The sequence below is a fragment of the Corynebacterium sp. SA-MJD20WY100 genome, from assembly GCF_039822565.1.
Classification (GTDB): domain Bacteria; phylum Actinomycetota; class Actinomycetes; order Mycobacteriales; family Mycobacteriaceae; genus Corynebacterium; species Corynebacterium phoceense_A.
On sequence record NZ_JBCJKS010000018.1, the window covers coordinates 26,635 to 48,977 of the forward strand.

The 22,343-nt window shown below is 63.9% G+C and carries 18 protein-coding genes, 1 tRNA gene and 1 pseudogene; 11 read left to right on the forward strand and 9 right to left on the reverse strand.

Annotation, left to right across the window (positions count from 1 at the left end; genetic code table 11):
• Nucleotides 1–30: 30 nt before the first annotated feature.
• A complete protein-coding gene (locus ABJ196_RS10010; RefSeq protein WP_347306734.1) occupies nucleotides 31–1,068 on the forward strand; it encodes a phosphatase domain-containing protein in 1,038 nt (345 codons plus the stop codon).
• 115 nt (nucleotides 1,069–1,183) lie between these two features.
• Here ABJ196_RS10010 and ABJ196_RS10015 read toward each other — a convergent pair whose 3' ends face one another.
• From ABJ196_RS10015 to uvrB, 3 genes are all read right to left on the reverse strand, one after another.
• Complete coding sequence (locus ABJ196_RS10015) at nucleotides 1,184–1,624, reverse strand: universal stress protein (protein WP_347306736.1); 441 nt, start codon at nucleotides 1,622–1,624, stop codon at nucleotides 1,184–1,186.
• A 61-nt stretch (nucleotides 1,625–1,685) separates the two neighbouring features.
• Nucleotides 1,686–2,129, reverse strand: a complete 444-nt coding sequence (locus ABJ196_RS10020) for a universal stress protein (protein WP_347306738.1) — start codon at nucleotides 2,127–2,129, stop codon at nucleotides 1,686–1,688.
• A gap of 149 nt (nucleotides 2,130–2,278) precedes the next feature.
• Entirely contained in the window at nucleotides 2,279–4,390 is a 2,112-nt protein-coding gene (gene uvrB / locus ABJ196_RS10025; protein WP_347306740.1) for an excinuclease ABC subunit UvrB, read from the reverse strand.
• Between the two features lie 339 nt (nucleotides 4,391–4,729).
• On the opposite strand from uvrB, the gene ABJ196_RS10030 reads away from it, so the two are divergent.
• Nucleotides 4,730–6,115, forward strand: a complete 1,386-nt coding sequence (locus ABJ196_RS10030; RefSeq protein WP_347306742.1) for a DUF4185 domain-containing protein — start codon at nucleotides 4,730–4,732, stop codon at nucleotides 6,113–6,115.
• A gap of 136 nt (nucleotides 6,116–6,251) precedes the next feature.
• Here ABJ196_RS10030 and coaE read toward each other — a convergent pair whose 3' ends face one another.
• From coaE to rpsA, 3 genes are all read right to left on the reverse strand, one after another.
• Nucleotides 6,252–6,851, reverse strand: coding sequence for a dephospho-CoA kinase (coaE, locus tag ABJ196_RS10035; RefSeq protein WP_347306744.1), 600 nt, complete (start codon nucleotides 6,849–6,851; stop codon nucleotides 6,252–6,254).
• Nucleotides 6,852–6,936: 85 nt separating this feature from the next.
• On the reverse strand, nucleotides 6,937–9,003 hold the full coding sequence (locus ABJ196_RS10040; protein WP_347306746.1) for a glucose PTS transporter subunit IIA: 2,067 nt from the start codon (nucleotides 9,001–9,003) through the stop codon (nucleotides 6,937–6,939).
• Between the two features lie 404 nt (nucleotides 9,004–9,407).
• Nucleotides 9,408–10,865 carry a 30S ribosomal protein S1 gene (gene rpsA, locus ABJ196_RS10045; RefSeq protein ID WP_066484734.1) on the reverse strand — a complete coding sequence of 486 codons (1,458 nt, stop codon included), beginning with the start codon at nucleotides 10,863–10,865 and terminating at the stop codon, nucleotides 9,408–9,410.
• A 287-nt stretch (nucleotides 10,866–11,152) separates the two neighbouring features.
• On the opposite strand from rpsA, the gene ABJ196_RS10050 reads away from it, so the two are divergent.
• Nucleotides 11,153–11,893: a class I SAM-dependent methyltransferase gene (locus ABJ196_RS10050; RefSeq protein WP_347306748.1), complete on the forward strand. Its 741-nt coding sequence runs from the start codon at nucleotides 11,153–11,155 to the stop codon at nucleotides 11,891–11,893.
• 11 nt (nucleotides 11,894–11,904) lie between these two features.
• Entirely contained in the window at nucleotides 11,905–12,330 is a 426-nt protein-coding gene (locus tag ABJ196_RS10055) for an RDD family protein (RefSeq protein ID WP_347306750.1), read from the forward strand.
• Here ABJ196_RS10055 and ABJ196_RS10060 read toward each other — a convergent pair.
• Nucleotides 12,327–13,262, reverse strand: coding sequence for a crosslink repair DNA glycosylase YcaQ family protein (locus tag ABJ196_RS10060; protein WP_066484515.1), 936 nt, complete (start codon nucleotides 13,260–13,262; stop codon nucleotides 12,327–12,329). The two genes, ABJ196_RS10055 and ABJ196_RS10060, sit on opposite strands and share 4 nt — an antisense overlap.
• Nucleotides 13,246–15,921, reverse strand: coding sequence for a DNA polymerase I (gene polA, locus ABJ196_RS10065; RefSeq protein WP_347306760.1), 2,676 nt, complete (start codon nucleotides 15,919–15,921; stop codon nucleotides 13,246–13,248). Before polA ends, ABJ196_RS10060 begins: the two co-directional genes overlap by 17 nt.
• Nucleotides 15,922–16,020: 99 nt before the next feature.
• Between polA and ABJ196_RS10070 the strand changes: the two genes are divergently transcribed.
• Nucleotides 16,021–16,094: transfer RNA gene (locus tag ABJ196_RS10070), tRNA-Leu, on the forward strand.
• A 286-nt stretch (nucleotides 16,095–16,380) separates the two neighbouring features.
• Complete coding sequence (locus tag ABJ196_RS10075) at nucleotides 16,381–17,193, forward strand: DUF368 domain-containing protein (RefSeq protein ID WP_347306753.1); 813 nt, start codon at nucleotides 16,381–16,383, stop codon at nucleotides 17,191–17,193.
• Here the strand turns inward: ABJ196_RS10075 and ABJ196_RS10080 are convergent.
• Nucleotides 17,190–18,725: a hypothetical protein gene (locus ABJ196_RS10080; protein ID WP_347306755.1), complete on the reverse strand. Its 1,536-nt coding sequence runs from the start codon at nucleotides 18,723–18,725 to the stop codon at nucleotides 17,190–17,192. The genes ABJ196_RS10075 and ABJ196_RS10080 overlap by 4 nt on opposite strands.
• A 66-nt stretch (nucleotides 18,726–18,791) precedes the next feature.
• Here ABJ196_RS10080 and ABJ196_RS10085 point away from each other — a divergent pair, with 66 nt between their 5' ends.
• The 5 genes and pseudogenes from ABJ196_RS10085 to ABJ196_RS10105 form a co-directional block, all read left to right on the forward strand.
• Nucleotides 18,792–19,079: a hypothetical protein gene (locus tag ABJ196_RS10085; protein ID WP_257036906.1), complete on the forward strand. Its 288-nt coding sequence runs from the start codon at nucleotides 18,792–18,794 to the stop codon at nucleotides 19,077–19,079.
• Nucleotides 19,080–19,176: 97 nt separating this feature from the next.
• Nucleotides 19,177–20,058: an ABC transporter substrate-binding protein gene (locus ABJ196_RS10090; RefSeq protein WP_257044923.1), complete on the forward strand. Its 882-nt coding sequence runs from the start codon at nucleotides 19,177–19,179 to the stop codon at nucleotides 20,056–20,058.
• A complete protein-coding gene (locus ABJ196_RS10095) occupies nucleotides 20,051–20,986 on the forward strand; it encodes an amino acid ABC transporter permease (RefSeq protein ID WP_257036908.1) in 936 nt (311 codons plus the stop codon). The genes ABJ196_RS10090 and ABJ196_RS10095 overlap by 8 nt, the downstream gene beginning before the upstream one ends.
• On the forward strand, nucleotides 20,987–21,751 hold the full coding sequence (locus tag ABJ196_RS10100; RefSeq protein ID WP_347306758.1) for an amino acid ABC transporter ATP-binding protein: 765 nt from the start codon (nucleotides 20,987–20,989) through the stop codon (nucleotides 21,749–21,751).
• 116 nt (nucleotides 21,752–21,867) lie between these two features.
• Nucleotides 21,868–22,343 (forward strand): annotated as a pseudogene (locus ABJ196_RS10105) (hypothetical protein); the annotation flags it as partial.

Genomic DNA, 22,343 nt, shown 5'->3' on the forward strand with positions numbered 1-22,343 from the left:
CGGTCGGGCGAGGTTCCGTAGTCTGGGGCCATGGCACTCTCAGATATTGTCCGTAAGGCTGAACGGACCATCAACGACTACAACGTGCGGCGCAGCGCCGCGCGTGGCTGGCTTCCTCAGGTCACTGCCTACAAGGGCTATGGCTCCGAGGAGACTGTCCACGTGCTGGGCCGCGTGCTCTACGCCGATCCCTCAGCCCCCGAGAACGAGGCGTGGGCGCAGCGCGGCTACCGCCAGTTCTTCACTGTCCAGGCCCCCGGCATCCCCGTGCGCGTGACCGCGGGCGAGGCCTCCGCCACGACGCACTCCACGGCGCAAGGCTACGTGGACGTCCAGCTCCATGGGCACGGGCTCACACCCGGCTGGCACGACGTGACCATCGAGGTCCTCGCAGATCCCAACGCTGGTATCCCCGCAGACCAGCCGCCCACGACGGCGGAGGTTCTCATCGTCGGCGACGACCAGGATGTCGGCATCGTGAGCGATATCGATGACACGGTGCTCATCACCTGGCTGCCCCGCGCCCTGACCGCCGCCTGGAACTCCTGGGTCAAGCGCACACATACCCGCCAGCCGGTACCGGGCATGGCGCGCTTCTACGAGAAGCTACGCGAAGACCACCCCAACGCGCCCGTCATCTACCTGTCCACCGGCGCCTGGAATACCTTCGATACCCTCGAGACCTTCCTCGAGCACAATGGCCTGCCCAAGGGCCCCATGCTGCTCACGGACTGGGGTCCCACGCCCACCGGCTTGTTCCGCAGCGGCAAGGAGCACAAGCGCGTCCAGCTGCGCAACCTGTTCATTACGTTCCCGCAGATGAAGTGGATTCTCGTCGGCGACGACGGGCAACACGACCCGCTCACGTACGGCGACGCAGCCGAGGAGCACCCAGACCGCGTCCAGGCCATCGCTATCCGCAATCTCACCCCGGGCGAGCAGCTGCTCTCCCACGGTTCGCTCACCCCGCTCGTGGACGAACGCGACTCTGCGCTCGCCCCGCTCCCCTTCATCCAGGGCGCGGACGGCAACGAACTCCTCGAGGCCTACCGTGCGAGGGAATTCTAAACCGAAGTTTCTACACCTTGGTTTCTGAAACCGCACACGACGAAGCCGGCCGGACTGAATGAAAATTCAGGCCGGCCGGCTTTCTGTTCGCGGCGCGCTCGGCGCGACCACCGTCTTAGTTGACAGTGTGGACGATCATCACGTCGCAGTCTGACTGGCGGGCAACGTCGGCCGGGACGGAGCCCAGCAGACGACCGGTCAGGGAGTTGATACCGCGGTTACCCACAACGAGGAGGTCGGCGCCGAACTCGTTAACGATGGCCATGAGGGCCTGCACCGGGGTGCCCGGGCGCACGGCGGTCTCGATGTTCTTCACGCCGAACTTCTCTGCATGCTCGCGACCTGCGGAAAGGTTTGCCTTCGCCTTGTCGTCGCCCAGGATGGTTACGGAGTCCTGACGCAGGGTCTTGGACGCCTCTTCCTTGTTCTCGTAGTACGCGCAGCCGATAATCAGCGTGGCGTCGAAAGCGGCAGCAATCTTGGCTGCGCGCTCCACTGCAAGCAGGGAGGACTTGGAACCATCGGTACCGACGACAATCTTGTTGTAATCGCTCATGGCGGCCTTTCATAAAGGGGTAATCTCAGTCGATTTCCCAGTCTAGCCACATTTGGCAGGTTTAGCGATCCTCCGTTGTGTGCGCCACAACGACATCGACGTATGCCTTGCGCATCAGCTCCGTCGCCACGGACCCCATGACGCGGTCGCGCACAGAATTGCGACCCTTGTTGCCCACCACGAGCAGGTCAACCTGGTGGTACTTGCCCACCTCGAGCATCGTCGCCACCGGGTCGCCGGACTTCGCAATAATGCGCACCTTGCTCGCGCCCTCCTCCGCGGCAACATCCTGGGCGGACTTGAGGAAGGTCTGCGACATGTCTTCGGAGATAATCGGCGTTTCCGCAGTCCCGCCCGAGCGCGTGCCCACGTTTTCGTGGCTGCCGAACGCGGAAACAATGATGAGCTCCGCGTCGTACGCCGCCGCCATCGACGCTGCAGTGCGCACGGCACGCAGCGAGGTATCAGAGCCGTCCGTTCCCACCGCAATAGTCTTGTACCGCATGAGAGAATTCCTTTCACATCAACGCTTGAGAAGAAGTGACGGCGCCCCACTCATGGTGCGATTCGTCACACACTACTTTTGAGTATAAACGCGCGCACGAATCCGCGGCGGGCGTGTGCCGCGCCAGCTGCCGCGCGCGACATCGGTCGCTAAATGCCCGCCTCCTTGAGACCGCGCAGTTCCTTCTTCAAATCCATGATCTCGTCGCGCAGGCGGCCGGCTAGCTCGAACTTGAGCTCGCGCGCTGCCTCGCCCATCTGCGCCGTGAGATCGTCGATGAGTTTCTGAACTTCCTCCGTCGCCATGGACGAGACATCCGGACGCTCCACCATGGACGCCGGGTCGGACGCGGCCGCCACGCCCTCGGGGGCATCGGCAGCATCCGCGTTCTCGTAGACTTGGTCAAGGATGTCCGCGATCTTCTTGCGCAGCGGCTGCGGGTCAATGCCGTGTTCCTTGTTGTAGGCAATCTGCTTCTCGCGGCGGCGCTCCGTCTCTTCGATGGCCTCGGCCATGGAGTCCGTGACCTTATCCGCATACATGATGACCTCGCCAGAGACGTTACGCGCGGCGCGACCGATGGTCTGGATGAGCGACGTCGTGGAACGCAGGAAGCCTTCCTTATCTGCGTCGAGGATGGCCACGAGCGAGACCTCTGGGAGGTCGAGGCCCTCGCGCAGAAGGTTGATGCCCACGAGCACGTCGTATTCGCCCAAGCGCAGCTGACGCAGGAGCTCAACGCGCTGGAGCGTATCGATATCGGAGTGCAGGTAACGTACCTTAATGCCGTGCTCGAGCAGGTAGTCCGTGAGATCCTCGGCCATGCGCTTGGTGAGCGTCGTGACCAACACGCGCTCCTGCTTCTCCGTGCGCGTGCGGATTTCGTCAATGAGGTCGTCGATCTGGCCCTTGGTCGGGCGCACTGTGACCTTCGGGTCGATGAGGCCGGTCGGGCGAATGACCTGCTCCACGTACTCGCCGTCGGATGCGGTGAGCTCGAAGTTGCCCGGCGTCGCCGACATATAGACGGTCTGTCCCACGCGCTCCTCGAACTCGTCGAAGGTGAGCGGCCGGTTATCCACCGCCGAAGGCAGGCGGAAGCCGAACTCCACAAGGTTGCGCTTGCGCGACATATCGCCTTCGAACATGCCGCCAATCTGCGGCACGGTGACGTGGGACTCGTCGATGATCGTAAGGAAGTCTTCTGGGAAATAATCGAGCAGCGTCGCTGGCGCCGAGCCCGCCGGGCGGCCATCGATGTGTCGCGAATAGTTCTCGATGCCGGAGCAGAAGCCGACTTGCTCGATCATCTCGAGGTCGTACTCCGTGCGCATGCGCAGGCGCTGGGCCTCGAGCAACTTGCCGCGGTTTTCTAGGTCTTCGAGGCGTTCCTTGAGCTCCGCCTTGATGTCCTCGACCGCGCGTGCCATGCGCTCCGGGCCCGCCACGTAGTGCGTCGCGGGGAAGATGCGAACCTCGTTGACCTGCTCGATGACGTCGCCGGTGAGCGGGTGGATGTAGTAGAGACCGTCGATGTCATCGCCGAAGAACTCGATGCGCACCGCGCGCTCCTCGTAGGCCGGTATGATATCCACGGTGTCGCCCTTCACGCGGAACGTGCCGCGCGTAAAACCAACGTCATTGCGCTCGTACTGAATGTCCACGAGCAGGCGCAGGAAGCGGTCACGATCTACCTCGTCGTCGACGTCGAGCAACACCGAACGGTCCAAGTAGGACTGCGGCGTACCCAGGCCATAGATACAAGAGACCGAGGAGACTACCACGACATCACGCCGCGAAAGCAGCGCCGAGGTCGCCGAGTGACGCAGACGCTCCACGTCCTCATTAATCGAAGAGTCCTTCTCGATGTAGGTATCCGTCTGCGCGATATACGCCTCCGGCTGGTAGTAGTCGTAGTACGAGACGAAGTACTCCACCGCGTTATTCGGCAGCAACTGGCGCAGTTCGTTGGCCAGCTGCGCGGCGAGCGTCTTATTCGGCGCCATGACGAGCGTCGGGCGTTGCTGCTTCTCAATGAGCCACGCGGCCGTCGCCGACTTACCGGTACCGGTCGCACCCATGAGGACGACGTCGCGCTCGCCGCGGCGCAGGCGCTCATCGAGCTCCGCAATCGCCGCGGGCTGGTCACCCGACGGGTTGTATTCGGAGACGACCTCGAATTTCTTCTCACTGCGCTCGATGTCGCTCACGACGCGGTGCTCGGATTCGGGAAGCAGGGGGTGTTCAGCAGCAAAAGCCATGCCGTCCAGTGTAGCGGCCGCGCCCATAAAGGCTTAGCCGGTAGCATCCCGCAGCGAGCGCTCCACTTCGCCTGTGGCTTCCCACACGGCGTCGCACCCCGAGCGGACCGGGCGCATGGCGGCATCGACACGCGTGCACAACTCCTTCCCATCCATGCACCGGCCTCCGATGCCGCCTCATCCACCGGTGCACAGGGCGGAGCGCAGCTCGACGGCCGCGTGATTATCGAAAGGCCCACAATCCCACGTTCCCATGCCCCTGGACCTTACTCCCCACAAGGAACAACTCACAGCGTCAACATGAACATTCGCGCGGCAAAACATTTAGACTAAGGCCCCATGAAGAAGTCCTCTCTCCTCAAGCTGTCCACGACCGCGGCAGCGATTGCCATCTTCCCGTTTACGGCCCTTGCCCCCACTCCGATCGCGCAGGCGGAGCACTGCACGTCCCAGTCCACCTCCCAGGTGGGAAGCCCCAAGGCCAATGCTGCTGCCGATCTCCTCGGTTCCTTCGCCGGCTCCTCTTTCGGCGGTTCCTCGCTCAGCCCCGCCCAGGCCGACGCCGTCAAGCAAGCGACGTCCACTGGCGTCGCCAAGCAGCTCATCACGGCTGAGGGCCCAACGCGCTCCATGCACTTCCTCACCGGCCCCTCCTCTCCGGACCGCACGGACCGCAAGTGGGGTATCACAAGCACGGACTTGGGCATCGCCTACCTCGATGACTCGGAAGAAAATACGCCGCGCATGTACCTCGCCTTCGGCGACACCTTCTCCTGCAGCGGCTCGGGCAACGGCTGGCGCTCCAACGTCTTGCTGCGCACCCGCGACTTCAACTACGGCGACGGCGTGAGCGTCCACCAAGCGCTCACCTCCGACGGCTGGCAAAGCTCCGGCACGGCCCGGGAGTTTATCTCCTCGGAGAAGAACCCAGGCGTCGAGCACACCACCATCCCCACCGCCGGCATCGAAATTAACGGCACCCACTACGTCGACTACATGTCCGTCAAGGAATGGCCGGAAAAGAAACCGTGGGTCACCAACTACGCTGCGACCATGAAGTCCACGGACGACGGCCGCACCTGGTCCGTCGTCGGTGACTCCACCCGCGTCAACGAGCACGCCACAAACGAGATCATCCTGCCGGGCCGCAAGGGCTACGACACCGGCAACGAGAAGCTCCAGATGTCCGCGTTCCTCCAGACCCCGGACAAGGACGGCTACGTCTACCGCTACTCCACCCCGAACGGCCGCGAGGGCACCGCATACCTCTCCCGCGCCAAGGAAAGCGAGTTCCCGTCCGAGTCCGCGTTCGAGTACTGGAACGGCTCCGGCTGGAGCGACGACCGCCGCGACCTTGAGCCGGTCTTCTGTCCTTCCAACCCCGGCAAGCTCGGCGAGATGTCCGTTGTCTACAACAAGTACATCAACAAGTACGTGGCGCTGTACCTCGACTCTGACAAGTACGCACTCGTCATGCGCACCGCCGATACGCCCGAGGGCGAATGGTCCGCGCCGCGTGAGCTCATCTCTGGCCATGATGTCCCAGAGCTCTACGGCGGTTTCATTCTGCCGAAGCTCGACGACCAGAACCTCTACTACGTCCTGTCGACGTGGGGCGACTACAACACCTACGTCATGCGCACCGACCTCGATTACGCCGTGAACAACCCGTCCGCGGATATCAGCGTCAAGGTCGTCGGCGACGTCGTCGCCGAAGGCAAGTAGCCTTTCTTTACTTCTTCACACGCACACCGCGCGCCGCCGGTCCTCGGACTGAGGCGCGCGGTTGCCGCATTTTTCGGCGAGGAAGGGACAAGAATCGGCTGCGGCGGCGCGACTTGTCGGCCAAAATGCGGGTGCGCTACTCGGCCGCCTCGATGGCGGCGGCGACGCGCTCGACCTGGGGTGCCAAGTCCTCAAGCACGCCGTTGTTGTCGATGACGTAGGTCGCCGCGGCCAGGCGCACCTCGTCGGGCACCTGCTGCGCGATGCGGCGGCGGGCGTCGGCCTCGTCGAGTCCGCGGTGGGCGACGAGGCGGCGCACGCGCTCCTCCACGTCGACGTCGACCACAAGGACCTCGTCCATGTCCTTATCGAGCCCATTGTCCACGAGCAGCGGCATATCGTAGACGCAGTACTCCACGCCAGCGGCGCGCGCCTCGGCGAAGCGCTCCTGTGTGCGCTCCTGGATGCGCGGGTGGGTAATGGCGTTGAGTTGCGCAGTGTGCTCAGCGTCGACGAAGGCGCGGCGGGCGAGCTCGGCGCGCTGGAGCGTGCCCGCCTCGTCGAGGATATCTGCGCCGAAGGCCTCCGCGAGTTCCCCGAGGGCTGGCTCCCCCGGCTCCACGATCTCGCGCGCTATCTGGTCAGCGTCCACGACGCTCCACCCGCGTTCCGCGAGCAGCCCCGCGACCGTCGACTTGCCGCTGCCAATACCACCAGTGAGTCCAATGAGCTTCATGGTGTTCAAGCCTACGACAGCCGCGGGCCACCGGCAGGAAAAACGCGAAGGCCGCCGCGACGAGCGCGGCGGCGAAGCGATCTGATTACTCTTCGGTCTTTGCCTTCGGCGTGACCGTGAGCAGCTGGTCGGACGGGGTCACCGCGCCGGCCTTGCCCTCGATGGAGAAGAACTTCGAGGTATTCGTGACGACAACCGGGGTAATGAGGTTGTAGCCCTTGGACTGAATGAACTCCTGGTCGAAGGTGATGAGTTTGTCGCCTGCAGAGACGCGCTGCTTCTTCTCGACGTGGACGGTAAAGCCCTCGCCAGCCAGCTCGACGGTGTCGAGACCGACGTGGATGAGCAGCTGGACGCCGTTATCGAGGCTCAGGCCGACCGCGTGGCCAGACTTCTGGACCGTGAGGATCTTGCCGTCGGCCGGAGCGTAGACCGTGTTGTCGGTCGGCTTGATGGCCATGCCCTCGCCGAGCTTGGCGCCAGCGAAGATGGGGTCCGGAACCTCGGACAGTTCAACAGCTTCGCCTTCGAGCGGCGAGTCGAGCTTGATGGCCTCGGAGGCCGGAGCGGCAACGGCAACGGCGGCCGGGGCTGCAGCGGCGGCTGCGGCAGGGGCGGCATCGGCAGCCGGGGTGAGAACCTCGACCGGCTCCTTGCCCTCAGCCTCGCGCTCGGCAGCAATCTGGGCGCGGATTTCATCGCGCTCCTCCGGGGAACGGTAGTCGAAGAAGACGACAAGGAAGAAGGAGACGAAGAATGCCACGGCGATACCGATGAGGTAGCCACCCCACGGGTCCATTGCCGGGAAGGTGAGCAAGGAAGTGAAGACGAAGGCGTTGGCCTTCACGTCGAAGATGCCCATCACGACACCGCCAGCGAAGCAGCCTGGAAGGAGGCGCGGGTAGGTCTTCTTAAAGCGCAGAACAATACCGTACAGGGAAGGCTCGGAAACACCGCCAAGGAGACCTGCGGCGAGGCCACCCGTGGAGACCTGACGCATGGACTTGTTGTGTTCCTTAATGGAGACAACGAGGACGCCGGCGACGAGACCGAAGCAGGCAAAGTTCCAGGCACCCATCGGCCCCTGAATGAAGTCGTAACCCAGGGTGGCGAGGTTCTGCACCATAATCGCGTTGAGCGGCCAGTGAAGGCCCAGCGGGACGAGGAACGGGTACAGCAGCGGGATGACGATGGCAAGGACGAACGGCGAGAAGCTATTGACGGCGGCCAGGAAGTTAGAAATGCCGTTACCAATACCAATGCCGAATGGGCCGAGCAGGAAGGCCGTGAGCGGAATCATGATCAGCAGCGAGAAGAACGGCACGAACACCATATGCAGAGAGCTTGGGATGATCTTCTTCAGGCCCTTTTCCACCCAGTACAGACCGATAGCAGCGAGCAGCGGCGGGAAGACCTGGGACGAGTAGTCGTTGAGGATGAGCGGCAGACCGAAGATTTCCACCTTCTGCGCGTCGCCGCCTAAGAACGTGGTCGTCTCAGCGATATTCGACAGCCCCATGAACTCCGGGGTAAGCAGTGCGGCTGGGATAGCGGCACCGACCCACTCGTTCGCGCCCAGCTTCTTCGCCGCCGTGGCGCCAATCATGATGGGCAGGAAGTAGAAGACAGACTTCCACATGGCGTGCATGAGCTGGAAGCCCGCCGGCTGATCCGCCATGTCTGCGCGGAAGTCCTGGATATTGAACGTATCGGCCAGAATGAGAACCGTGATGATGAGTGAGGCACCCAGCAGCGCCCACAGGATAGGGCGGAAGGTGTCTGACAGGAACTCAAAGCAGTAGTCGACCCACCCGGTCTTGCGGATGCCGCCGTACTCCTTCTTGCCGTCGGCACCGATCTTCGGGCCGCGTGCGTTGCCCTTGTGCTCGCCCGACGGATTGACGCCCGGCTCCTTGATAATGGCCTGGTAGTAGTCGGCGACGCCGCCGCCCATGACGACCTGGTAACCGTGCTCACCCTGGTGCACGGTGCCGAGAACGGCTTTGTCAGATTCGAGAGTCTTCTCGTCAATCTTGGATGGGTCAGCAAGCTGAAAACGCAAGCGCGTTGCGCAGTGCGTCAGAGACGTAATGTTGTCAGCGCCACCAATATTTTTGATGATGTGCTGCGCGGTATCTTTGGTCGATGCCACGGCGTACTCCTCTTCATTGAGACGTAAGGTGATAACCACTCAGCGTGCGGCTATATCATTGTGAAGATTACTCTAATCCGGGCATGACCAAAAGATCATAGACGCCCGATTGCGTTTTAACGCACGCTTAATAGTGACAAAAGGCAAGGTCACTGCTGAACAATCGTTTCGCGGCGGTCGCGCGAGTTCCAAAGATCACACCACCGGGTTGCATGAGTCACGTGTGCGGACCGTGGCACAACCCGGGAGCTCGGAACACCACCGGACGCGGCGTCGCTTTCGAGTGCGGCGTTGTCTTCACCAAGACACGCACAGGCCGCCGCCTGATTGTTTCCGCAATCAGACGGCGGCCTAGTTCGTACGCGGTGCTTTAGGCACCGGCACGAGCGAAAGGCGTACAGCCTTTAGTTGCCAGCGAGCTTGTCGCGCAGAGCAGCGAGCTGCTCATCGGAAGCCAGCGAACCGTGGGTCTCGTTGTCGTTCGATGCCGGAGCTGCATCGGCGGACTCGGAGGAGTAGTTCGAAGCCTCGGACTGCTGGGCGGCCTCGGCGGCAGCTGCACGGTTGCGCTCGATCTGAGCGGTGTGCAGGTTGAAGCGACGCTCGGACTCGGCGTAGCGAGCCTCCCAAGCCTGACGCTGCTCGTCGAAGCCTTCCTTCCACTCGTTGGTCTCCGGATCGAAGCCCTCGGGGAAGACGTAGTTGCCCTGCTCGTCGTAGGAGTCGGCCATGCCGTACTTCGACGGATCGAACTCGTCGGTGTAGTCCTCGTCTGCCTGCTTAACAGACAGGGAGATACGACGACGCTCGAGATCGATGTCGATGACCTTGACCATGACTTCCTGGCCAACGGTGACGACCTGGTCCGGAACCTCCACGTGGCGCTGAGCCAGCTCGGAGATGTGAACGAGGCCCTCGATGCCCTCTTCGACGCGAACGAACGCACCGAACGGAACGAGCTTGGTGACCTTGCCCGGGACGATCTGGCCCACAGCGTGGGTGCGGGCGAAGACGCGCCACGGATCTTCCTGGGTAGCCTTCAGGGACAGGGAGACGCGCTCGCGGTCGAGATCAACGTCGAGAACCTCAACAGTGACCTCGTCGCCAACGGTGACGACCTCAGACGGGTGGTCGATGTGCTTCCAGGACAGCTCGGAAACGTGAACCAGGCCGTCGACACCGCCGAGATCGACGAAGGCGCCGAAGTTGACGATGGAGGACACGACACCCTTGCGGACCTGGCCCTTCTGCAGCTGGTGCAGGAACTCAGAGCGGACCTCAGACTGGGTCTGCTCGAGGTATGCACGGCGGGACAGAACAACGTTGTTACGCTGCTTGTCGAGCTCGATGATCTTGGCTTCCAGCTCCTGGCCGATGTACGGCTCCAGGTCGCGGACGCGACGCATCTCGACGAGCGATGCCGGCAGGAAGCCGCGCAGGCCGATGTCGAGGATGAGGCCGCCCTTGACGACCTCGATGACGGTACCGGTAACCGGCTCGTCCTTGGCCTGCAGATCCTCGATGGCGCCCCAGGCACGCTCGTACTGAGCACGCTTCTTGGACAGGATCAGGCGGCCTTCCTTGTCCTCCTTGGTAAGAACAAGTGCGTCGATGGTGTCACCGACCTCGACGACCTCGTCCGGGTCAACGTCATGCTTGATGGACAGCTCGCGGGACGGGATAACGCCCTCGGTCTTGTATCCGATGTCAAGCAGAACCTCGTCGTGGTCGACCTTGACGACGGTGCCCTCAACGATGTCACCATCGTTGAAGTACTTGATGGTCGCGTCGACGGCGGCGAGGAAATCCTCAGCGGTTCCGATATCGTTGATCGCAACCTGAGGGGTGTTAGAAGTAGGCATGTAAGAAATGCTCCGAATGTGGTGTAGGAGGTCGTAAATGGACATTTACGTGTCATCTCAAAACGTCCCGCGACCAGCGCAAAGCTGCACTAGTTGGAGGATGGTTTTGATCCCGTCGCTGCACCCTTCGAGGCTCTCCTACGGTAGCCGGGAAGCGCGCGCGGCATAGACACGCCTTTAACATCTTACATACTCGCAGCTCACTACACAATGGTGACGCGCCCACCGCACACAATCGACGCTACGCGCGGCCAGCGCGGCTCGCGACAATAACAATCGGAGAAACAATGCCTATTCGGACGCCATCGCAGGCAAATCGGACATTTTGGGACCAGGACGCCGCCCGATACCACTCGGAACATCCTGAGTATCTCTCAAGTTTCTATTGGTGCCCGGAGATGCTGCACGAGCGCGACGCCCACCTGTTAGGCGACGTCCGAGGCAAGCGCGTCCTGGAGCTCGGCTGCGGTTCCGCGCCGTGTACCGCATGGTTGCGTGGCGAGGGCGCCTACGCCATCGGCATGGATATCTCGCGCGCCATGTTGGACCGTGCCCCGGAAGGCGCTCCCCTCGTCCAGGCCGACGCGCTCGTCCTCCCCTTCGCCGACAACACCTTCGACGTTGTCTTCTCCGCCTTCGGCGCGCTCCCCTTTATTGAAAATCTCGACGCTGCGCTTGCCGATGCCGCCCGCGTCCTGCGCCCCGCAGGCCGCTTCGCCGCCGCAGTCCCCCACCCCATGCGTTGGATTTTCCCGGACGACCCGCAGGCGCTTACCGCCGAGATGAGTTACTTCGACGGCGCCTACCTCGAGCACTCGCCCGACGGCGAGCTCACCTACGCCGAGTTCCACCGCACCATGGGCCAGTGGCTGCGTGCCCTCCAGACCGACGGGCCGTTCCGCATCGTGGACCTCATCGAGCCGGAGTGGCCCGAGGATCTCACCACGACGTGGGGACAGTGGTCGCCGCTGCGCGGGGAGATCTTCCCCGGAACCGCCATCTTCTGCTGCGTGAACGAGAAACGCTAGGCTTATCCACCATGCGTGATAATGCCCTCTTGCTCGTGCGCCGCGGACTGGCGTGGTGGATCGACGGCCTTCTCGTCGCCGTCGTTGTCATCGCGGTGCGCGCGGCCTGGCTTGCACTCGCCGACCCGGCCTTCAACGTCGAGGCGCTGCTCACTCCCCTGGTCTTCTTCGCCTACCGCGTAGGCCTCGAGGGGTGGAAGAACACCTCGCTCGGCAAGTGGTCTCTGCGACTCGAGATCCTCGCAACACGCCGCGGCGTCGTGGGCGCGGCGCTGCGCAACGCATACCTCCTCCTGCCGCTGCTCATCCTCACCGGCGCGGGCTGGGCGCAGTACACGACCGAGATCGTTGTCGCGGTCCTGGCGCTCAGCGTGCTTGCCGTGGGCCAGACTCCCTTCGACCTGCTCGCGGGCGCGATGGTCGAACGACACTCCTAGAGTGCTTTAAAGGCGCGGCGGAGCTTCGGCTGCGCGTAAGCCGGGATGCCACGGTCCTCGATGCCTGCCTTCGTCCACATGCCGCGCACTTGGCCGTCGACGACGACGGGCCGACGGAACACCCCGCGGTTGCCGGGCACGAGGACCTCGTGAGTCTGCACGTCCATCGCGAAGAGACGGTCCTGGTAGCCAAGGATGTATTCGTCGAAACCACCGAGAAGGAAGGCCGTGCGCGGAGTGGGTGCGGGCGCGTCAAGGGCGATGACCTGACCATCACGCACTTCGAGGTCATCCGGCAGGTCGCGCGCGGCCGCGGCGATGGTGCGCTTGGGTAGCTTCGACCACCACGCGAAGTCATCGAGCGTCGCCGGCGCATGCGTCCGGAAGTAGCGCGTGGCGAGCTCCGTGACGGCCGCCCGGCGCGCGGCCTCCGTCTCGCCGAAGACCTCGGCGAGACCCGGCAGGCGCAACCGCGTGACGAGCTGCTCCCGCCCCGTGTAATAGACGAGGTTTTCCTCCATGAGCGTGCGCAGCACCCGGTACTGCGGCAGCTCCGGATGAAGGCGCGTGGCCAGGGCCTTAAACTCGGCGCGGCTAAAACCGGATTCCGGAATCTCTTCGAGGACGTCGCGGAATTGCCCGACGTGTTCCTTGAACGGCCGCGCGCAGAGGTCCGTCATCCAGCCCATGTCCGCGCGCGTCCCCACGAACAACGTGTTGCGCATGGGATAACCGCGCACCAGCTCGGCCCAGTCCGCATCGGTGAGCTGACCGCCACGCAGCTCCAGCGAGAGCAACGCCGAGGCGACGTCTTGGCCTTGCATGAGACCGAAGGCGGAGGCGGCATCGGCAGGCGAGGCCCAACGGCGAGTGCTCAGGCCTTGGGTGGCGAGGCGGGCGCGGCCGAGCGCGCGGTTAGTGGCCTGCGGCATCCCAGTCCGTGCCCTCGCCGGTGGAGACCTCGAGCGGAACCTTGAGCTCGATGGCGGAATCCATCTCGCGCTCGAGGATGGCCTTGACCTCGTCGCGCTCGCCCGACGCGACCTCGACGACCAATTCGTCGTGAACCTGCAGCAACACGCGGGACTTCATGCCGCGCAGCTCACGGTCGACGCGGATCATGGCGATCTTGATAATGTCCGCCGCCGTGCCCTGGATCGGCGCGTTGAGTGCGGCGCGCTCAGCGTTCTCGCGGGCCAGGCGGTTATCCGAGTTGAGCTCCGGCAGGTAACGGCGGCGGCCGAAAATGGTCGCGGTGTAGCCGTCCTTGCGGGCCTGCTCGACGACCTCGGAGAGGTAGCGCTTCACGCCGCCGAAGCGGTCAAAGTACGCCTCCATGATGGTCTTCGCCTCGCCAGCCGGGATGCCCAGCTGCTGGGACAGGCCGAAGGCGGACAGACCGTAAACGAGACCATAGGACATAGCCTTGACGCGGCGGCGCAGCTCGGGCGTGACCTCGTCGACGGGGACGTCGAAGACCTTCGAACCGACGTAATTGTGGAGGTCCTCGCCCTCGCGGTAAGCCTCGATGAGCCCTGGGTCGTCCGACAGGTGAGCCATGACGCGCATCTCGATCTGTGAATAGTCCGCGGTAAGCAGCGTCTCGTAGCCGTCGCCGACGACGAAGGCGGAGCGAATCTTACGGCCTGCTTCAGTACGCACCGGGATATTCTGCAGGTTCGGCTCGGCGGACGAGAGTCGACCGGTCGAGGCAACCGTCTGGTTAAACGTCGTGTGAATGCGCCCGTCCGGCTGCACCGTCTTGATAAGGCCCTCGAGGGTGACCTTGAGCTTTTGGTACTCGCGGTGCGCGAGGAGGTGGTCGAGGAACGGATGCGGGTGCTCCGCGGCAAGCTGCTCGATTTCTTTCGCGGCCGTGGAGTAGCCGGTCTTTGTCTTCTTCGTCTTCGGCAGATCGAGCGTCTCGAAGAGGACGACCTGAAGCTGCTTGGGCGAATTGAGGTTGAGCTTGTCGTCTTCAGCAATCTCGCGCGCGGCCTGCTCCTGCTGCGCGACCTGCTCGGCAAAGAGCTCGAGTTGGTCCTCGAGGCGACTCATGTCCACCGCGATGCCGGTGGCCTCCATGCGCGCGAGGATGCCTGCGAGCGGCAGCTCGAGGTCGGCGTAGAGTTCGAGCGAGTCGATCTCCTCGAGGTCCGCCGTGAGCACCACGGCCAGCTCCGCGATGGCGAGCGCCGATTCGACGAGCGAGGTGTCCTCTAGCAGTGAGAGTTGATCGCTGGGCGTGCCCACCGTGCGCTGCAGGTGGCGCTGGTACACGTCCGAGAGCTCGTAGGTGCGCTGACCTGGACGCAGCAGGTACGCCGCCAGCGCCGTGTCGTGCGCGACGCCCGCCAGCTCAATGCCGCGGCCCAGCAGCATGTGGTATGCCGCCTTGGAGTCGTGTAGATACTTCTGCGCTGCTTCGTCTTCAAACCAGGCCTTGAGCGCCTTATCGTCTGCGGCGTCCAAGTCCGCGAGCTCGAGCTGGACGCCGTGGTGTTCCGCATCGACGAGCGCAAGGGCCGACGCATCGCCACGACCGGGCTGGCCGTTGCCTTGGACAAAGACGGCGACGCCGCTCTTTCGCTCGCCGGCGGAGCCGGTGAGCCAGCTGGCCAGTTCGCCGGGGTTGAGCTCATCCACAGTCACTGTCGGCGCATCGGCCGGCTGCGACTCCGGCGCGCTACCGCCATCGTTGGGGATAGCGGCCAACACGCGCTCACGCAGGTTAGTACCGAACTCGAGCTCATCGAACTTCGCGGCGACCTCGGCGACAGCCGCGCCCCTAAATGCGAGATCGTCCGGGCCGACCTCAAGGTCCATGTCCGTGATCATCTGCGTGAGCGTGCGGTTCATCTTCACCTGCTCGATGCGGTCGCGGAAGTTCTGGCCCGCCACGCCCTTAATCTCATCCGCGTGGGCGACGAGCTCGTCGAGCGAACCGTACTGGAGGATCCACTTGGTGGCGGTCTTCTCGCCGACCTTAGGCACGCCCGGCAGGTTATCCGACGGGTCGCCGCGCAGCGCCGCGAAGTCCGGGTATTGCGCCGGGGTGAGCTGGTACTTCTCCTCCACCGCGGCGGGCGTAAAGCGATGCAGCGTCGACACGCCGCGCATAGGATAGAGCACCGTCGTCGTGTCGTTGACGAGCTGCAGGTAGTCACGGTCGCCGGTGACGATGAGTGTGTCGTAGTTCGTCGCCTCCGTTGCGAGCGTGGCCACGATGTCGTCGGCCTCAAAGTTCTCGCGCGAGAGCGTCGTAATGCCCAGCGTCTGCAGGACCTCACGGATGAGCTCAACCTGGCCGCGGAACTCCTCCGGCGCGGCCTCGCGCTGCGCCTTGTACTCCGGGAACATCTCCGTGCGGAACGTCTTGCGTCCCACGTCGAAGGCCACGGCCATAGAATCCGGTTTCTCCTCGGCCACGATATTGGCCAGCATGGACAAAAATCCGTAGACCGCGTTGGTGTGCTGGCCGCCAGTCGTAGAGAAGTTCTCCGCCGGCAGCGCGTAGAACGCGCGGAAAGCCATGGAGTGGCCGTCGATGAGCAAAAGGCGAGGAGTCGTTGAGTCAGTCACCTGGCCCATCCTAGAGGCCATGGGCCGCTGCTCGCCGGATGGGTGTACCGATTAGGACGCCGCGAGCGCTCTCCGCTAAAGTATGTCCCAGCGTTTTCAAACGCGTGCGCCCCTGTAGCCCAATTGGCAGAGGCAACGGATTCAAAACCCGTTCAGTGTGAGTTCGAGTCTCACCAGGGGCACAATCATCGCCGGTCAGAGACATTTCTGGTCGGCGATTGTGCATGCATAGCGCACGAATCGACTCAATGTCCCAAGAAATCCTCCCGCCAGCGAACCGCTGGGGAGAAATATCAGCCTATGTACGCTCGGTGATCATCAACGCTCAGGACGAGCAGACGGCGCCCCTCCACGGTTGTGCCGGCCGGATCCGCGCGACGCAGCATTCCAGATCGCCGTGGTGGTTTCACCAGTACTCGCCCGCGCGGCAGTCCACTTTGTGCACCTGTCCCCTATATCTTGGGGCTCATGCATTACATACTCAACGCCGTGCGCGGCGCTCTCATCGGCATGGCCGAGCTCGTCCCGGGCATTTCGGGCGGCACGGTGGCGCTCATCGTCGGCATCTACGAGCGCGCCCTGCGCAACGCCAACTTCATCTTCTCGGGCAAGTTCAAGAAAATCGAGTGGGGCTTCCTCCTCTCGGTGGCAGTGGGCATGCTCGCCGCCGTCTTTGGGTTCTCCACGATCCTCCACAATTTCGTCGAGTCCCAGGCGTCGGTGTCCAACGCACTCTTTTTCGGCATGGTCGCCATCTCGATTTCCGTGCCGCTGTCCATGCTCGGCGCGGAAGACAAGAAGAAGCCCTCCGGATGGATTGCGCTCATCGTCGCGGCCGTCGCCACTTTCTTCGTCACCGGCTTCACATCTGCCCCGCACGAGGACCCGAGCCTCATCATCGTCTTCTTCGCCGCCGCCGTCGCGGTGTGCGCGCTCATCCTGCCGGGCGTATCCGGCTCGCTCATCCTGCTGACGATGGGCCTCTACGCCCCCATCATCGGCGCGGTCTCGGACCGCCACATTCCCACGTTGCTCGTCTTCGTGGCGGGCGCGTTGTGCGGCCTCGCGGGCTTCGTCAAGCTCCTCAATTACCTGCTCGAGAGCCACCGCGCGCCGACGCTGATGGCGATGTCCGGCTTTATGCTCGGCTCCCTGCGCGCGCTGTGGCCCTTCGGCGAAGGCCAGGATGCGGGCATCGGTAGCATTGTGCTCGCCATGGCGGCAGGTATCGCCATCGTCGGTGCTTTCATCCTCATCGACCGCCGCGTGGCGAAGAATTAAAGCCCGACCTGGCTCACACCGAAGCACGTGCCCGCCGGCGCGCTCACCCGCAGGGTTGAGCCGCCGCCGGAAACGTGCAGATACACCTGGTGCAGGCCCTCCTTCCCCGGGAAGGTCGTGGCCGCGCCGTCCAGCGCCACCGCGATGTCCCCCTCCGCAGGCGCGAGATAATTAAGACGCACCGTCCACTCGCGGTCCATCAAGGGCCCATCCAGGGCCAGCTCCCCCGCGCAGGAGCTTTCCGATGCCCTCATATCCCACATCTCCACATCCCTCACCGTCCCATCAGGCTGGACGCGCTGGAGCCGCTCGACGGCCGACGCCACCTTCTCCGGCGCCAGGGCCGCCACCGTGTTATACGGCGCGACCGCTGGGCTGAGCACGTTCCAATCCACGTCCTGGTCGAGGACCGGGCCCTCGGCCGCGCGCAGGTTCGCCACATAGGAACGCGCAGGCTGGTCCCACCACCGCGCGCCGAAGGCCACGAGGCCCACGAGCGCACTCGCCGCAAGCACGGCCTCCGCCGCCTTGTGCACCGGCCGCCATCCCGCCGCCACCGCGAACGCCGCGACCACCGCGCCTTCCGCGAACTGGCGCAGCGCCATGGCCTGCTCTACGCCTGCCTCTGCATGAGAACGCGCGAGGTAGAGCGCCACGAGCGGCACGATCGGATAGAGCAGCGGCAGCAATACCCAGCGGCGCAGCCGCCACGCGGCGTAAGCGAGTACCGCGACACCCGCCGCGACGGACCACCACGCAGCATCAAGGAACGGCGGGCCCGGATGCCAGCGCTGCCACTGCCAGGCAGTCCCACTGATGCCCGGCACGGCCGCCCGCAGGTAGCCTTCCGCCACGAAGCCCATCAGTCCGCCCACCGGTTCTGTCTCCCGGCGCACAAGCCACAGGTAGAGCGCGCCCCACGCGAGCGTCGGCACGCCGCCGGCCACGGCCACGGGCCACCACGGCCGCCGAGCGAGCAGCACAACCGCGACCACCACCGGCGCGATGAGCAAGGCCTTCTCCGAGAACGCCGCCGCACCCAGTACGGCCGCGGGCACGATCCACAATTCCCGGCCCGTGCGCACCCACCGCGCTGCGGCCCACATCGCCAGCCCCAGGCCCGCCTGCACCGGCAGCGACGCAAGCCCCGCCGCGAACCACGCCGCCGCGGGCCAGCCCACCGGCAGCAAGAAATACACCGCGAGCCCCGTATCAACGCGCCACGTCGGGCCATCCGTGAGCCGCACGACCTCGCGCAACCCTGCGAGCACGGCCACCGCCGCTCCTGCTTGGAGAACGAGGAACGTCGCCAGCGCCGCTGGCCACGACAGATACGCCGCGTGCGCCAGCACCTTGACCACGATCCAGCCCGCAGGCATAAGGTGCCCGTCATGCGGCGTCCACATGAGCTCCCACCAGCCGGTTTCACGCGCCTGCGCCTGCAGCGTGAAGTCGTCCCAGTAGAACCATCCGCCCGCGGCCAGCACCGCGTGCGCGGCGAGTCCCAGGGCAACGAGGATCCACGTCCTCATACGTTCGCCTCCTCCGGTGCTAGGGTTAGACCCCAGACTGTAGACGCTTTACCCCAAGGAGTTTCCATGCGCCGCACCCTCGTCGCCCTCGCTACCGCCGCCGCGGTCACTCTCGCCCCGCTGCCGGCCCTCGCCGCTGACCAATCCTCGTCCCAGGTATCCCAGTCGGACGCCTCCAGCGAGTCCAACCTCAAGGGCTCGTCCTACATCAAGTGGCTCGACGAAAACGTCTCTCCCACGGACAACGAGGCCACCAATAGATTCCTCCAGGTGCTCGTCGACGGCGCCTTCGCACTCCTCGGCTTCGTGGTCGTCGGCTCCATCGTCGGCGAAATCATGCGCCAGATCCCTTAGTTTCGGCAGCCCCGTGCTAATTTGGAAATAATACATCCCACCGCAATTCATTCATTGCGGCCGGATTCCACTTTACGCTTCTACAAGGGCTGCACATATGAAACACAAGCTTCCGCTAGCCGCGGTTCTGCTGAGCGCTTTCGCGCTGACAGGGTGCGTGACCAACGTCGAGCCCGCCGTCCCCGACGGCTGGCAGCAGATCGACGTCAAGGCGGTCCCCGAGATCGCCGCGATGGTCTCCGACTCCGACGGCACCCTGTCCGTCGGCACCAACCCGCCCTTCGCGCCTTTCGAACTCAAGGACTCCGAAGGCAACATCGTGGGCTTCGAGATGGACCTCGCCCGCGCCGTCGCCCAGACCATGGGCCTCGAGTTTAAGCCGGTCCAGCAAGACTTTTCCATGATCCTGCCGGCCATTTCCTCCGGGCAGATCGATATGGGCGGCTCCGGTTTTACGGACAACGAGGAACGCCGCGCGAACTACGACTTCGTCGACCACCTCTACGCCGGTATCCAGTGGGTTCAGCGCCCAGACAACCCGGTCGATCCGAACAACGCGTGCGGCCTGACAGTCGCCGTCCAGCGGACCACGGTCTCCGAAACCGACGACGTCCGCCCGAAGAGCGAGAAATGCCTCGCCGAGGGGAAAGACGAGATCACCGTGTTGTCCTATGACACGGCGGACAACGCAGCGCTCGCGGTTCTCACCGGCCGCGCCGATGCCCTCTCAGCCGACTCCCCCGTTGCTGCCTGGGCCGTCAACCGCGCGGACGGCAAGATGGAGACCACCGGCGAGATTTTCGATGCCGCCCCCTACGGCTTTGCAGTCCCCAAGGGCTCTCCTCTCGCCGCGGCCACCGCGGCCGCCCTCCAACATCTCATCGACACCGGCGTCTACGCCGACATTCTTCACCAGTGGGGCATCGACGAAGGCTACGTCGAGGAAGCCATGATTAACGAAAGGCCAGCGAATGTCTAACTCCTCTCCCGCATCCACACCGGAAAAAATTGAGGCACGCCCGCTGCGCCACCCCTGGCGCATCGTCTTCGCCGTCCTCCTCGTCGTCCTCGCCGCGTGGTTTATCATCGACGCTGCCCGCAACGAGGCCTACGGCTGGTCCACGTACTTCCAGTACCTCTTCGACACGCGCATCGCGGTCGCCTCGCTGCACACTATCGCCATTACCCTCCTGGCGATGATTATCGGCGTCGTCGGCGGCGTGCTCCTTGCCGTGCTGCGCCTGTCCCCGAATCCGGTCTTGAGCTCCGTCGCGTGGGTGTTCCTGTGGATCTTCCGCGGCACCCCGGTCTACGTCCAGCTGGTGTTCTGGGGCTTGCTCTCCGCGCTTTACCAGTCCATCAACTTAGGCTTCACCGAAATCTCACTGGAGGGCGTGCTCACCAATGCCTTCGCGCTCGCCGTCCTCGGTCTGGGTCTCAACGAGGCGGCCTACATGTCTGAGATCGTGCGTTCCGGCATTTCCTCCGTCCCCGAGGGCCAGAAGGAAGCCTCGAAGGCCCTCGGCATGGGCTGGGCGATGACCATGCGCCGCACCGTTCTCCCCCAGGCCATGCGCATAATCATCCCGCCGACCGGCAACGAGTTCATCTCGCTGCTCAAGACTTCCTCGCTCGTCGTCGCTATTCCTTACACCCACGAAATCTTCGGGCGCGCCACGGATATCTCGGCCGCTCTTTTCGAGCCCATCCCGCTCCTCCTCGTCGCCGCGACCTGGTACCTGGTCATCACGTCCATCCTCATGGTCGGCCAGCACTACCTCGAGCGCTACTTCGAGCGCGGCGCCACCCGCGAGCTCACCGCCCGCCAGCTGGCCTCCCTCGCCGACGCCGAAGGCACCATCCCCCGCAATATCTCCGTCATCCCCGACACCCAGGAGGGCAAGTAAATGACTACTCCCATGATTAAGGCGGTTAACGTCCACAAGGCCTTCGGCCAGCTCGAGGTCTTGAAGGGCATCGATCTCACCGTCCAGCCCGGCGAAGTTGCCGTCCTCCTCGGACCCTCCGGCTCCGGCAAATCCACCTTCCTGCGCTGCTGCAACCACCTGGAGAAGGTCACCGCCGGCCGCCTCTACATCGACGGCCAGTTCATCGGTTACAAGGAGCGAGACGGCGTCCTCTACGAGATTTCGGAGAAGGAAGCCGCCCGCCAGCGCCAGGACATCGGCATGGTCTTCCAGTCCTTCAACCTCTTTAGCCACCGCACGGTCCTCGAGAACATCATCGAGGCTCCCGTCCAGGTCAAAAAGCAGCCTGCCGATGCCGCCACAAAGCGCGCCATGGAGCTCCTCGACCAAGTAGGCCTCGCCCACAAGGCGGATGCCTACCCCGTCCAGCTCTCCGGCGGCCAGCAGCAGCGCGTGGCAATTGCCCGCGCCGTCGCCATGGATCCGAAGCTCATGCTCTTCGACGAGCCGACTTCTGCCCTCGACCCCGAGCTCGTGGGCGAAGTCCTGCGCGTCATGAAGGACCTCGCCGCCGGCGGCATGACCATGCTCGTTGTCACTCACGAGATGGGCTTTGCCCGCGAGGTCGCCGATACCGTCTACTTCATGGACGGCGGCCGCGTCCTCGAGCACGGCACTCCGGAACAGGTCTTCGACCACCCGCGCCACGATCGCACGAAGTCTTTCCTGTCCTCCCTGCTGTAAATTTTTCGCCGCTGCGGCCTCGTTTACGCAGCTCGTGCCCAGTATCTTTTGGGTGCCACATAAAGTGTGCAGTCCTCCGCTTGCCGGAGGGCTGTACTCGTTTTAGCGTGTGGTGCATGACCATTATGGGGGAACTGGCCAGCCTGTTGGCCCGGGGGCTCGACATCGTTGACGCGGTGCTCGGCACAACCGAGTCGGAGATTATCGCCATGGGTATTCCCGACACGCTTGCCACAGACGTCGTCGCTACTGCCGCGCCCTTTACCGAGAAGAATTCATTCCAAGACAAACGCCGCCAAACCCGCGCTGCGGCGAAGAAACACAATCTGCTCACGCTTATCGCGGTGGAGAAACAAGCCCAACGGCTCAAGAAAGAACACCAGCGCTGGGACTTACGTCTCGAGGCGTTGAAGAAGACCGGCGATACGAAGCACATCGACAAACAAGCCCGCGAGCTGGTGAAGAAGGTGTCCACACCGCGCACGCCCAAGGCTGGCGTGCGGTTTGCTCAGCACCGGGATGGTAACGCGTCGCTGACTATCTGCGGGCCGTCGGCGGACCTGGCTGATATCCGGGATTCCATTGACAAAGA

What these genes read in the sequence shown, in the direction of transcription:
- ABJ196_RS10010 (WP_347306734.1), top strand. Translation starts at nt 31, where the DNA reads ATGGCACTCTCAGATATTGTCCGTAAGGCTGAACGGACCATCAACGAC.
- ABJ196_RS10015 (WP_347306736.1), bottom strand. Translation starts at nt 1,624, where the DNA reads ATGAGCGATTACAACAAGATTGTCGTCGGTACCGATGGTTCCAAGTCC.
- ABJ196_RS10020 (WP_347306738.1), bottom strand. Translation starts at nt 2,129, where the DNA reads ATGCGGTACAAGACTATTGCGGTGGGAACGGACGGCTCTGATACCTCG.
- uvrB (WP_347306740.1), bottom strand. Translation starts at nt 4,390, where the DNA reads ATGGCTTTTGCTGCTGAACACCCCCTGCTTCCCGAATCCGAGCACCGC.
- ABJ196_RS10030 (WP_347306742.1), top strand. Translation starts at nt 4,730, where the DNA reads ATGAAGAAGTCCTCTCTCCTCAAGCTGTCCACGACCGCGGCAGCGATT.
- coaE (WP_347306744.1), bottom strand. Translation starts at nt 6,851, where the DNA reads ATGAAGCTCATTGGACTCACTGGTGGTATTGGCAGCGGCAAGTCGACG.
- rpsA (WP_066484734.1), bottom strand. Translation starts at nt 10,865, where the DNA reads ATGCCTACTTCTAACACCCCTCAGGTTGCGATCAACGATATCGGAACC.
- ABJ196_RS10050 (WP_347306748.1), top strand. Translation starts at nt 11,153, where the DNA reads ATGCCTATTCGGACGCCATCGCAGGCAAATCGGACATTTTGGGACCAG.
- ABJ196_RS10055 (WP_347306750.1), top strand. Translation starts at nt 11,905, where the DNA reads ATGCGTGATAATGCCCTCTTGCTCGTGCGCCGCGGACTGGCGTGGTGG.
- ABJ196_RS10060 (WP_066484515.1), bottom strand. Translation starts at nt 13,262, where the DNA reads ATGCCGCAGGCCACTAACCGCGCGCTCGGCCGCGCCCGCCTCGCCACC.
- polA (WP_347306760.1), bottom strand. Translation starts at nt 15,921, where the DNA reads ATGGGCCAGGTGACTGACTCAACGACTCCTCGCCTTTTGCTCATCGAC.
- ABJ196_RS10075 (WP_347306753.1), top strand. Translation starts at nt 16,381, where the DNA reads ATGCATTACATACTCAACGCCGTGCGCGGCGCTCTCATCGGCATGGCC.
- ABJ196_RS10080 (WP_347306755.1), bottom strand. Translation starts at nt 18,725, where the DNA reads ATGAGGACGTGGATCCTCGTTGCCCTGGGACTCGCCGCGCACGCGGTG.
- ABJ196_RS10085 (WP_257036906.1), top strand. Translation starts at nt 18,792, where the DNA reads ATGCGCCGCACCCTCGTCGCCCTCGCTACCGCCGCCGCGGTCACTCTC.
- ABJ196_RS10090 (WP_257044923.1), top strand. Translation starts at nt 19,177, where the DNA reads ATGAAACACAAGCTTCCGCTAGCCGCGGTTCTGCTGAGCGCTTTCGCG.
- ABJ196_RS10095 (WP_257036908.1), top strand. Translation starts at nt 20,051, where the DNA reads ATGTCTAACTCCTCTCCCGCATCCACACCGGAAAAAATTGAGGCACGC.
- ABJ196_RS10100 (WP_347306758.1), top strand. Translation starts at nt 20,987, where the DNA reads ATGACTACTCCCATGATTAAGGCGGTTAACGTCCACAAGGCCTTCGGC.